The organism is Desulfosarcina sp., assembly GCF_033791525.1.
Classification (GTDB): domain Bacteria; phylum Desulfobacterota; class Desulfobacteria; order Desulfobacterales; family Desulfosarcinaceae; genus Desulfosarcina.
On sequence record NZ_JASJGN010000279.1, the window covers coordinates 1 to 11811 of the forward strand.

At 56.9% G+C, this 11811-nt stretch carries 9 protein-coding genes; 3 read left to right on the forward strand and 6 right to left on the reverse strand.

Annotated elements, in window-relative coordinates; genetic code table 11:
* The 3 genes from cdhC to QNK41_RS13920 all read left to right on the forward strand — a co-directional run.
* Nucleotides 1-1411: CO dehydrogenase/CO-methylating acetyl-CoA synthase complex subunit beta (gene cdhC, locus QNK41_RS13910; RefSeq protein WP_319257939.1), on the forward strand; the 1411-nt coding region annotated here is incomplete at its 5' end.
* 109 nt (nt 1412-1520) lie between these two features.
* Nucleotides 1521-2858 carry an acetyl-CoA decarbonylase/synthase complex subunit gamma gene (gene acsC / locus QNK41_RS13915; protein WP_319257941.1) on the forward strand — a complete coding sequence of 446 codons (1338 nt, stop codon included), beginning with the start codon at nt 1521-1523 and terminating at the stop codon, nt 2856-2858.
* Nucleotides 2859-3009: 151 nt separating this feature from the next.
* Nucleotides 3010-3906, forward strand: coding sequence for a dihydropteroate synthase (locus tag QNK41_RS13920; RefSeq protein WP_319257943.1), 897 nt, complete (start codon nt 3010-3012; stop codon nt 3904-3906).
* Between the two features lie 249 nt (nt 3907-4155).
* Here the strand turns inward: QNK41_RS13920 and QNK41_RS13925 are convergent, their stop codons facing one another.
* From QNK41_RS13925 to QNK41_RS13950, 6 genes are all read right to left on the reverse strand, one after another.
* Nucleotides 4156-4935: a 2Fe-2S iron-sulfur cluster-binding protein gene (locus QNK41_RS13925; RefSeq protein ID WP_319257945.1), complete on the reverse strand. Its 780-nt coding sequence runs from the start codon at nt 4933-4935 to the stop codon at nt 4156-4158.
* A gap of 161 nt (nt 4936-5096) precedes the next feature.
* Nucleotides 5097-5546 (reverse strand): CBS domain-containing protein, encoded by a 450-nt coding sequence (locus QNK41_RS13930; protein WP_319257948.1) that lies wholly within the window; start codon nt 5544-5546, stop codon nt 5097-5099.
* Nucleotides 5547-5694: 148 nt separating this feature from the next.
* Complete coding sequence (locus tag QNK41_RS13935) at nt 5695-5907, reverse strand: hypothetical protein (RefSeq protein WP_319257950.1); 213 nt, start codon at nt 5905-5907, stop codon at nt 5695-5697.
* Nucleotides 5908-6179: 272 nt separating this feature from the next.
* Nucleotides 6180-8336, reverse strand: a complete 2157-nt coding sequence (locus QNK41_RS13940; RefSeq protein ID WP_319257952.1) for an FAD-dependent oxidoreductase — start codon at nt 8334-8336, stop codon at nt 6180-6182.
* A gap of 187 nt (nt 8337-8523) precedes the next feature.
* Entirely contained in the window at nt 8524-9039 is a 516-nt protein-coding gene (locus QNK41_RS13945; protein WP_319257954.1) for a 4Fe-4S dicluster domain-containing protein, read from the reverse strand.
* Between the two features lie 70 nt (nt 9040-9109).
* On the reverse strand, nt 9110-11194 hold the full coding sequence (locus QNK41_RS13950) for a molybdopterin-dependent oxidoreductase (RefSeq protein WP_319257956.1): 2085 nt from the start codon (nt 11192-11194) through the stop codon (nt 9110-9112).
* Between the last annotated feature and the right edge of the window lie 617 nt (nt 11195-11811).

The following is an 11811-nucleotide window of genomic DNA, read 5'->3' on the forward strand; positions in this document are numbered from 1 at the left end:
CGCGGCTGCCGGCTGCGTCAACTGGGGTTTCCCGACTCTGGCGGACACGGATATTCCCGAGATTTTGCCCACCGGTATCTGTACCTACGAGCACGTGGTGGCCAATGTCACCCACGACGAAATCTGCCAGAGATCGGTTGAAGTCCGGGGCCTCAAGGTCACTGTTTCTGAAATCGACATCCCCTGTTCCTTCGGCCCGGCTTTTGAGGGCGAGCGGGTGCGCGGCGCGGATCTCCACTGCCAGATGGGCGGCGGTAAGACCCAATGTACCGAACTTTGCAAGATGGCGGAGATGAACGAGATCGAAGATGGTAAGGTAATCATTGACGGTCCGAATATTGGAGATGTTAAAGAAGGCGACACCTTCCCCATGGGCATCTACATCCAGGTGGCCGGCCGTGAATTTCAAACCGACTTCGAGCCGATCCTGGAGCGCCAGATCCACCACCTGATCAACTACATCCAGGGGGTCATGCATATTGGTCAACGCGACATCTCCTGGGTCCGTATCAGCAAGGCCGCCATCGAGAAGGGCTTTACCCTGAAAGATATCGGTGTCGTCCTGCACGCCAAGTTCCACCAGGACTTCGGCAAGATCCTGGACAAGGTCCAGGTGACCCTGATGACCAAAAAGGCCGACGTGGACAAACTCACCAAGCGCGCCCGCGCCGAGTATAAAACGCGTGATGAGCGTGTCGAAAAAATGACCGACGAGGACGTGGAAATCTATTACTCCTGCACCCTGTGCCAGTCATTCGCCCCCAGCCATGTCTGTTCGGTGAGCCCGGAAAGAACAGGTCTATGCGGCGCCTACAACTGGATGGACTGCAAGGCATCTTTTGAGATCAACCCCACCGGCCCCAACCAGCCCATTGAAAAAGGCGAGTGCATTGATCCGGTCATGGGCCAGTGGAAAGGCGTCAACGACTTCGTCTACAAGGCCTCCCGCGGGGCCGTCACCCACTATAACTTCTACTCCATGGTCACCGACCCCATGACCACCTGCGGCTGCTGTGAATGCATCGCCGCCATGCTGCCGTCCTGCAACGGCGTCATGACCGTGGGCCGCGACTATGCCGGGGAGACCCCCTGCGGCATGAAATTCACCACCCTGGCCGGTGTCATGGGTGGTGGCGCTTCCTCGCCGGGCTTCGTAGGCCACTCCAAGTTCAACATCACCCAGGGCAAGTTTATATTGGGTGACGGCGGCCTTCTGCGGATGGTCTGGATGCCTAAGATGCTGAAGGAAGAACTCAAGGAACGCATCGAAAAACGGGGCGCCGCAATGGGCGTACCGAATCTTTATGACATGATCGCAGACGAAACCGTGGGCATCACCGAAGAGGAGATCCTGCCCTTCCTCCAGGAAAAAGGCCATCCGGCCCTGACCATGGATTCAATCATCGGCTAACAGGCAAGACGACGGGGCGGACGGTACCGTTCGCCCCGTCACCACAGACCAACCGATTCCCCGGTTTTATTAGATCGGGAGAATTGCCCATACAGACAAGGAGAATCGTATGGCATTAACCGGTATTCAGATATTCAAACTCCTGCCCAAGACCAACTGCAAGGAATGCGGGGTACCCACCTGTCTTGCCTTTGCCATGAACCTGGCATCCGGCAAGGCAGAGTTGGACGCCTGCCCCTACGTCTCCGACGACGCGCGGGAAAAACTCTCCGAAGCCTCTGCACCCCCCATCCGTCCTGTAGTGTTGGGCAAGGGCGTACGCAAGGCCACCACCGGTGGCGAGACGGTGCAGTACCGCCATGAAAAAACCTTTTACAACCCCACCCTGCTGGCAGCCCAGGTAAGTTCCGACATCGCTGCGGCCGACCTGGAATCCAAGCTCAAAGGCTGGAACGCCTTGCAGTTCGAGCGTGTGGGATTGAACCTGCGGCCGGAGCTGGTAGCCCTCAAAGATGCGGACGGCAACGCCGACGCCTTTGCCGCCGTGGCCAAACAGGTGGCCGAGACATCGGAATTCAACCTGATCCTGATGACCGAGGATGCCGACGTGATGAAGGCCGGCGTGGCGGCCTGTGCCTTTAAGCGCCCGCTCATGTACGCGGCCACCGCGGCCAATGCGGATGCCTTCGGCGCCATCGCCAAGGAAAACGACCTGCCCCTGGCCATCAAGGCCGATTCCATCGAAGGCCTGATTCCCCTGTCAGAGAAGCTTACCGGCATGGGCCTCAAAGACCTGGTGCTCGATCCCGGCTCACGGGAACCCAAACAATGCCACGAAGACATGATCGCCCTCCGCCGCGCCGCCCTGAAAAACGGCAACCGTGCTGTGGGGTTTCCCACCATCGCCTTTCCCTGCGAAATGGCCTCCAATCTGGACACCGAGACCATGCTGGGTGCCATGTACGTGGCCAAATACGGCGGTATCTTGGTGATGTCCGACTTTGCCGGCGAGTCCCTGTTCCCGCTGCTGCTGGAGCGCCTCAACATTTATACCGACCCGCAGCGGCCCATGACCGTTACCGAGGGCATCTACCCCATCAACAACCCCGACGAGAATTCACGCGTGCTGGTGACCACCAACTTTGCCCTGACCTACTTCATCGTTTCCGGTGAGATCGAGGCCAGCAAGGTACCCACTTGGCTGCTGATCAAGGACTCCGAAGGGCTGTCCGTACTGACTGCCTGGGCGGCCGGCAAGTTCTCCGGCGACGACGTGGGCATGTTCGTTAAAAAATGCGGCATCACCGACAAGATCAAGAATCAGGAACTGGTCGTTCCCGGCTATGCGGCCTCCATCGTGGGCGACGTGGAAGAGGAACTGCCCGGCTGGACCATTACCGTGGGTCCACGGGAGGCCGCACATATCCCCGGCTTCCTCAGGGCGTAACCGCGGTGTGATCTAACGGTCAGGGTGGGCATTCAGTCCTCCCTGACCGTCGTTTCCTGGCCGGGACCCCGGCCATCATGTTGGCAATAGCGTCATCCATGGCCGGGCTACTGGCCGGAGCATGATGCCGAGAAAAAGAAAGGAAAGTCGTATGATACTTATCGGCGAAAGTTTGAATGTTATTTCAACAAAAATCGGCCGCGCCTTCAAAGAGCGGGATGCCAAACCGATCCAGGAAGAGGCCCTTTTCCAGAAGGAAAAGCGAATGGACTACATCGACATCAACCTGGGACCGGCCAAAAAGGACGGGCACGAACTGATGCCGTGGGTGGTCCAGGTGGTTCAGGACGTGGTGCCGGATCTGCCCCTGGCCCTGGACACCTCAAACATCGACGCCATCGAAGCGGCCCTGAAGGTGATCAAGCAGATCCCTGCCGGCACCCCGCACATCGTCAACTCCATAATGTGCCGACCGGAACGCTACGAGCGCATGGTGCCCATGACAGCCGAGTACAACGCCGATTTCGTGGCCCTGATGTGGGGCCCCGACGGGTTGCCCCGCGATGAGAACGAGCGTGCCGCCCTGTGCGTGGAACTGCTTTATTTCGCCAACGAAGCCGGCATCCCCAACGAGAAGATCTGGGTGGACGGTATCGTGACCCCGGTGAACATCCAGCAACCCCAGGCCATCAGCCTGATGGAGTTCCAGAAAATGATTCCGGATATGGCCCCGGGTGCCAGAAGCACCTGCGGCCTCTCCAACATCTCCAACGGACCGCCCGACCACCTGCGCCCCATCCTGAACCAGACCTACACGGTGATGCTGATGAAAAGCGGCATGGAATCGATCATCACCGATCCGCGCGACGAACAGCAAACCGCCATCTGCAAGGGCGAACGCCAGGATATCGTGGACCTGATCTACGGCATGCTGGACGGTACCGAACCCGATCGCGCCAGCCTTTCTAAAGAGCTTTTGGACTACGCCAAGACCGTTGACGTCATCCTCGGCAACACCCTGTACTCCGACTCCTGGCTTCAAATCTAAAAGTCAGGCGAACGAAACAAAATAAAAGCCCCTTCCACAATGGAAGGGGCTTTTTCGTTTTAATGGATCCATTTCAAGTTTGATAAACTAGTAAAAGGTCGCGTTATAGACGGTTTCTTAAAAGTTCGAGATCAAGGCTTGCGAAGATCGAGGATACCGCTATCGCGGGTGCCGCAGGCAGCGTAATGATCGTACTCCGCAGCGACGAGGGATGAAGCGTAACGCAGATATCGAATTTTTAAGGAACCATCAATGACCGGGCATGCGTGTCTTCACCGAATGGTCGGCCAGCGCCCGCGTCCGGTCCGAAAATAGCTTGGCGCAGGTGGGACAGTATTTATGGGTCTCCTTCACATGGGGATGGGGGGCGGTACGGCGCTCGATGTAGTCGATGAAACGCGTGGTGGCAAACCAGCGGCCGCAACCCTCGCAACGCTCCAGGGGGTGCTTACCAATCAGCTCATCCCGGATCATAACCGTGCGGACGTTCTCAATGTCTTCCACCCGGATCGCAGCGGTGGGGCATATATTGGCGCAGGTGCCGCATCCAATACATCGATCCGTCTCCGGAACCACGCAACTGACCCCGTCAACCTTCTTCATCTTCAGGGCGCCCGCGCCGACGATCTCTTTACACACCCGGATGCACAGACGACAGCGCACGCACCCGTCCGGCGGCGGTCCGAGATCCACCCCATGAGCCATGGCCATCTGGCGCAGCCGTGCCGACTGGGGCGCCATGCGCAGCAAATTCTTGAAGGCTTTTTTGCGGGCGGTGTCCACAATGGGGCCGGTGGTTTTGAATTCGAGCCCATCGGAGATCTTGAGGATGCATGACAGCATGGCGATCTGTCGGCCGCCGGTCCTTCCGGTGACTTCAACCGCACAAAGCTTGCACGACCCGGAGGGCTTCAGCGCCGGATGGTAACACAGGGTCGGGATGGTGATTTTGTTTTCCCGGGCCACCTGGAGAGCGGTCTGACCTTCTTCGGCCGGGTAGGTGGTTCCATCGATAATTGTCGTAATCATATTCTTACTCCTGATTGCATCGTGAAAGGTCGAGTTTAAGACGGTTTTGTAAAAAGGCCGAGATCAAGGCTTGCGAATCCCGAGGAATGAGGTGTACTGATTGTACTCCGCAGTGACGAGGGTTGAGGCGTAACGCAGATATCGGCCTTTTTACAAAACCGTCAATCCTGTACGGCGTCCTGAAGATCGGTGATGTACTCTTGAAGGTAGTGCAATTCGGCAGTCAATTCGCCCACATGGTGTTTCACCAGGTCGGAAATGGTGAGCATGCTGACAATCTGCTGGTCTTGAACCACTGGCAGGTGCCGGATGTCCGCTTTGATCATCATGGCCATGGCGCTGCTGGCCAGGTCCTCCGGCTGGGCCACGATCAAGTTGGGGGTCATGGCTTCGGAAAGCGGCATATCCCGAAACAGGCGGTGGCGCCAGGCCACGTGGCACCGCAGGACGTCCCGCTCGGTAAAAATGCCCACCGGTGTCCCACCGTCCATAACGATGAGCGCGGATGTCCGGTGTTCAGTCATCTGGACAATGGCATCCTCGGCGGTCCGCTGTGCCGGGATAGTGTGAACCACCCGGCGCTTTTGTTTCATCACATCCTGAACACGCATGCCTGTCACGCTCCTTAAATATGCAATAATTTTAATCGCTCAGCGTTGAGGCGTTAAGACAAGTAATTTGGCAAGGCTAGAGGAAGGAAGCCGTATGGGTAATACGGCGACGACCGATAACGCAGTCCAAATGACTTGTCTTAACGCCTCAACTGTCGATGGGGCGCATACAGTCCTGGGGAAGCCGGTGCGTCCCTTTGCCGTCCAGGCTCACTTCGACCAGCGCATCCGGATCGTTGATCGCCGTATCCGGATCGGTGATGATGCCGTGAAGGCCGACGAACCGGTCCATGTAGGCTTCCCAGCTCTCGTCGTTGCTGCGCTTGAAAACTTCAATTTTCTGGCCTCTTCGGAAAACCATGCTTTTCTCCTGATTCGGATCGCTGCCAAACAGATGAATGACGAATAAGCACAACGCCGTAGGGAAATTCCAAACTTCAATATCGAAATCTCAAACCCAATCGTTCAATATTTCGTATGGTTTGGAATTTGAAATTTGGTTATTGTGATTTATTTGTGATTTGTTTGTGATTTGTTTTTTGAATATTGTTATTTATTTCAATGAATGGAGCGAAGCGATCTCACCCCTCCGTGTTCAGTTTTCTATTTTAGCATCGAGCAGCATTAGCAGATCTAGACCGGCAGCGTATGAACGTTAAATCTGGCCGTCTTTGTTCGGGCGCAGTTGTCGCAGATCAGTGCATCGTCGGGGACCTGCGTTACCGATTTCGTACGCTTGCGGATATAATCCAGATACTTCATGGGCCCCATGGCCTTACCACAGGAGTGACAGTAGACCAACTTCTGTCTGTTGAGGATGGTACCGCAGAGCAGCAGCAGCCGCTCATCGCCCCGGTCCTCTATTTTCATGGCATCGTTGGGACAGTTGGCCGCACACGCCCCGCAGGCGATACAACGCTCCTCGGTAACCCTTAGATCCGTGAGACCGGGATGGTCGAAGTCCAGGTATCCCATTTCAAGGGCGCTGATGCCCATCTTGTCCCGGCAGACCTCCACGCATTTGCCGCAACGGCGGCAAATGTCGCACCGCAGGCAGCGGCGGGCCTCCTCACGAACCATGTTTTCGGTGTAACCCAACTCCACCTGCTGAAAGGTGGTACGGCGCCGATCCATGTTCAACATGTCCATGGTGGGCCGCTTGATGACCGTTTTGGTGCTGGCCGGCAGCTCGATGCAGGCTTCCCGGCGGCGACGAACGGGAACAGGCGGCATCTGGGGTTGCGGTATTCCCAGCAGGTATCGGTCAATGGCCTCGGCGGCCCGCTTACCCCCGCCGATGGCCTCGATCACCGTGGCCGGTCCGGTTACCGCATCGCCGGCGGCGAAGATTCCCTCGACAGCGGTTTCCATGGTAACCATGTTGACATCGATGGTGCCCCGTCTCGTCCAGCCCATGGTTTGCAGTTCACCCATGCAGAGTTGGTCCACTTTCTGGCCGATGGCGCTGATCACCACGTCGGCATCCATAACATACTCACTGTCCAGAATCGGAACAGGAGACATGCGACTGCTGCCTTCCCGTTTCACCAGCTTGGCACGGACACAGCTCAACCCGGTAATCGCGTTATCTTTTCCAACAATTTTGGACGGAATGGTCAGAAAAGAAAAATGAATGCCCTCCTCCTCAGCCTGTTCCACCTCTTCCTCATCGGCCGGCATCTCGTGACGGGTCCGGCGATAGGCAATGGTCACCTCCGGACAGCCTAAACGGATGCAGGTTCGTGCGGCATCGGTGGCCACGTTGCCGCCCCCGATCACCACCACCCGTTTTCCCGGCACGCGCCGCTCACCCAAAGCCACCCGGCGAAGGAGATCGATGGCCTCCAGCGTCTGGGGAAAATCAGCTTCCCCCGGAATTCCTAAGTTATAGGCCTTATGGGCCCCGATGGCAAAGAAAAAGGCAGCATAGCCCTGGGACTTCAGATCGTCCAGGGTGACATCCTCACCGAACCGGGTGTTGAACGCAAAAGTGACGCCCAGTTCTTCCAGCATGGCCACTTCCCGGTCGATCACCTCCCTAGGCAGGCGGTAGCGGGGAATGCCCACCATGATCATGCCGCCGGCGGTGGGCAGCGCCTCGATCACGTGAACCCCGTACCCTTTCAGGGCCAGGTAGTAAGCTGCACTCAGGCCGCCGGGTCCCGCCCCGATCACGCAAATTCGTTTGCCCTGATCCGGCCCTTTTTCCGGGTTGCGGTATGTGCCTTCCGACATGGCCCTTTCGGCGGCAAAGGCCTTGAGAAATTTGATGGAAACCGGGGTGTCCATGCGGCCGCGCACACACATGAACTCACAGGGCCGGGTGCACACCAGGCCGCATACCCAGGGAAAGGGGTTGTCCTGCCGGATCACTTCGATGGCCTCGGCGTCCCGCCCCTGGCCGATGAGGGTCACATAGGTGGGAACGTCGATGCCCGCCGGGCAGGCCATCTGGCAAGGTGCCGGTGTCAGCCACTCGCAGGTTTCGGTGGGGCAGTTGTGGGTCTTCACATGGCTTTCGAACACTTCACCGTGCGTCTGCATGGTCTGGTGAAGGTGTTCGCCCAACCGGTAGCCTTCAGACTCATCGGCGTCCTGGAGCAGGTCCTGGATCAGCACCAGGACGGCCGGCAGATGATCGTCACCGGCACGTCCCCAGGCCACGTCATCCAAAAGGCTGTGAATTTCTTCGGCGATACGCCGGCTTCTCGGGTGCGTCAACCCGCCCTTGCCGATAACATCATCGATAAAGTGAATGCTTTCGGTGACCGGACATTGGCTAATAGTCATGAATGACCTCTTGCCACCCATCGGTCCCCTGCTATTGCTCATGCGATGGCCGGGTTTAAACAGCAGGCGCCTGCGGCCCTGGCCATAAGAGGAGTGATCCCCCCGGGGTTAACCCGGAGGGATCGGTAGGGAGGGGTATGGGTGCTAGGAACATCGATAAAAATCAATTTGGTTACAGTTGAATCCGTCAGAATGCACAGTGCTCCAGCGAAGCGATGGCTTGGGCATGGCGATCCCGGCGGATCTGGGTCATATCTTCCACCTTACCGAATTTCAGGCAGTGGGTGGTACAGGTGGTCACGCAGGCGGGCTTCAACCCCTGGTCCACGCGATCCTTGCAATAGTCGCACTTGACCACTTTGCCGGTCTCCGGATTCCACTGGGGCGCCCCCCAGGGGCAGGCGGAAATGCAGGTCTTGCAGCCCACGCACAGGTTGTGGTCCACAAAAACAATACCGTCGCTGCTGCGCTGCTGCATGGCACCGGTGGGGCAGGCGGCCACACACCAGGGATTTTCACAATGGAAACAGGGCATAAAAATATAGGCGGCCCGCGGGAGCCCGCCGATCATCTTCGGCCCCACCTGAATGATCTGGCACAGCCGGGGGCCGATTGGGAGATTCTTGTTGGCCTTGCACTGCACTTCACAGGCATGGCATCCGATGCACTTTTTGGTATCCTGAAACAGATAGTATTGGCTCATAATCCTCGCATCCTATTTATAACCCTCGGGAACCGCTCCGACAGCAATACCCGGTTGGAAAATCGGCCTGTCAGGCGGCCTTCACATTGACAAACGTATCGTGATAGGCGGGGCTTCCGCCCACCTTGTCGTAGAGGTTCTCCTGAAGGGCAGCATCGCTGACACCCTTGTTATAGGAGCGCTCCGCCCGCTTGGCCTGGTGCCCGAACCCATGCAGCAGGAAGACACACTCCGGATGGATCAGGTCGGTGACATAGGCACGCATCTTGCCGCTGTGGCGGCTGGAGGCAATCTCCACCATGGCCCGGTCGGCAATGCCCAGTTCGGCGGCTTTCTGGTTGTTGATCCACAACAGGTTTTCCCCGCACAACTCGTTGAGGTATTCCACATTCTGTGTGGATACATGGGTGTGAAGGGCCGCCCGGCCGGTAACCAGCCGGAACTTGCCCGGCTCTGCCGAGGGCATCGGTTCGTAAGCCGGAAAAGATTCAAACCCTGCGTCCTCCAGAAGTGAAGACTTGAACTCGATCTTCTTGGACGGGGTCTTGAGCTTGAGGCCATCCATCCGATCCCAGAAAATCTGCTTTTTCCCATAAGCCACGAACCCTTTGGCATCAAAGTCTTCCATGGTGAATCCGGTGCCCTCCAACTGCCAGCGAACCAGTTCATCCATATTTTCATAGGGGAAATAGTTGCCGGTGCCGATGCGGTCGGCAATCTGCTTGAGGATCATGGCTCCGTCCCGCGTGTCGTAACGCGGGGTCACGGCCTGTCGACGCAGAAACATCTGGGGTTTGAGGCCATTGGCCTGCTGGATGCAGTCGGTGCGTTCCAGGTAAGTGGATTCAGGAAGGATGACGTCGCTGTACCAGGCGATATCGCTGTAGTTGATGTCGATGGTAACAATGAGATCCAGCTGGTCCAAGGCCTTGCGGGTCAGTTCGGTGTCGGCAATGGACATGAGCGGCTCAAAACGGAAATTGAACAGGGCCTTGATCGGATAGGGATCGGCGTTCAGGATGGCATGGGGAAGTCGATGGGGAACCCCATGGGCCGGGTCTGGCAGCGGAAAGTCGGGTGTCCCGGCCTTATCGAAACGCGGCACGTCGATTTTCGGGAAATCCTGCTCCACCAGCTTGCGGGCCGCCTTGCCGCCCGCTTCGCCGGGACCTTTTTTAAAGAAGATCCCACCCTTGGTCTCAATGGAGCCCATCAGGGCGTTGAGCATGAGGATGGATCGTCTGAGGTAGATCTCATTGGTGTGGCTGGCGCCACGATAACCATAGTGGAAAGCCACTGCCGGCCGGTCCTTGGCCAGTTCCCGGGCCAAGGCCACGATTTCCGCCGCAGGAATGCCGGTCTCCGTTTCCGCCCACTGGGGAGAATAGGGTGCGACAAAATCCTGAAGTTCGGCCAGCCCGTGCACCCATCGGTCCACAAATGCGGCATCGTAAAGCCGTTCGTCCAGAATCACATGCATCAGGGCGTAATTGAGAGCCAGGTCGGTGCCCGGGCGAATCATCCAGTAGCGGTGCGCCTTGGTGGCGGTGACCGAGACGCGGGGGTCGATGTAGGTCATTTTGGCCCCCTCTTCCATGGCGGCCATCAGGTTGTTGACCTCCTTGACCGAGATGGCCTCGAAGATATTTCGGCCATAGAGCACGATATGCCGGGTGTTGCGGTAATCGATGCCGATCTGGCCGTCGGTAAGGCCGAAGAGAGAGCGGCAGGCCGTATTGACAGACCCCTTGCACAGTGCATCATGGGTAAAATGATTGGGAGAACCGATGGCCTTTAAAAAGGTCTTGCTCACATGGGTAGCCAGTTGGGTCCGTTCACCCAGAACGACGCTGTGGCCGCCGTGCTGGTCGATGATCGCTTTCAGCTTGTCACCCACGTAGTCCAGGGCCTCGTCCCAGCTGGCCTTGCGCCAGTTTCCTGATCCCCGGTCACCCACGCGGATCATCGGGCTCTGCACCCGCTGGCGGTCGTAAAGCAGCGACGTCCCGGCGGCACCGCGGGGGCACAGGCTGCCCTCCATGCCGGCCACATGGGGATTCCCTTCGATCCACGTCACCTGCCCGTCCTTGACCTTGACCTTGATGGGACAACGGATCGAACACATAAAACAGAGACTAAAAACTTCTTTTTCCATACTTGGCCTCCAGAAAATAGCAATTTAAACTATCATTTATGGGATACGTTTTCCGATCGCGGGGCATCATCCGACCTCCGTTCAGCCCTTCATGCGGAGTTGACAGGGTTGACATTTCCCATGGATTACTAGCTTTGCCTTTTAAAGCAACATACGTACCATAATGCCGTTCTCGCTTCGGCATGACAATTGATTTAGAGTTTTCTCATCATATTGATAATATTAATAATATTTGGTTTCATCAACTGTATAATAAAAGCTGAAACGAAAAAACATCGATCAAACGCATAGTTTTTATTGCGGAGCAACAATTTAATGGCAATGTCCCTTTAGGCAGGAGGGCCGGAGACAGGGTGCCAGAAGCATCAACCGCATTTTTTTTATTGCACCGTTCGCTACAATGGCATGGAATCTCTGACTGGTGGATTCGGTATAAATCTTCCGGAACTGGGCTTATAACTTTTGGATTTCGTTAAAATTCTTGAGGTTATCGCCCAATTAACATTCCGCTGGAAGGGCTGACTGCCAATGGCACAAGCTTTGCTGTAGTGTGGATATTATTTTTTGGGGAGAGTTGCATGCTTTTTAAGGTAGGCGATGCAAGATCCCCTAAGGAG

Excerpts from the sequence above, each read along its gene's own strand:
- QNK41_RS13920 (WP_319257943.1), top strand. The coding sequence starts at position 3,010 with ATGATACTTATCGGCGAAAGTTTGAATGTTATTTCAACAAAAATCGGC.
- acsC (WP_319257941.1), top strand. The coding sequence starts at position 1,521 with ATGGCATTAACCGGTATTCAGATATTCAAACTCCTGCCCAAGACCAAC.
- QNK41_RS13935 (WP_319257950.1), bottom strand. The coding sequence starts at position 5,907 with ATGGTTTTCCGAAGAGGCCAGAAAATTGAAGTTTTCAAGCGCAGCAAC.
- QNK41_RS13925 (WP_319257945.1), bottom strand. The coding sequence starts at position 4,935 with ATGATTACGACAATTATCGATGGAACCACCTACCCGGCCGAAGAAGGT.
- QNK41_RS13945 (WP_319257954.1), bottom strand. The coding sequence starts at position 9,039 with ATGAGCCAATACTATCTGTTTCAGGATACCAAAAAGTGCATCGGATGC.
- QNK41_RS13950 (WP_319257956.1), bottom strand. The coding sequence starts at position 11,194 with ATGGAAAAAGAAGTTTTTAGTCTCTGTTTTATGTGTTCGATCCGTTGT.
- QNK41_RS13940 (WP_319257952.1), bottom strand. The coding sequence starts at position 8,336 with ATGACTATTAGCCAATGTCCGGTCACCGAAAGCATTCACTTTATCGAT.
- QNK41_RS13930 (WP_319257948.1), bottom strand. The coding sequence starts at position 5,546 with ATGCGTGTTCAGGATGTGATGAAACAAAAGCGCCGGGTGGTTCACACT.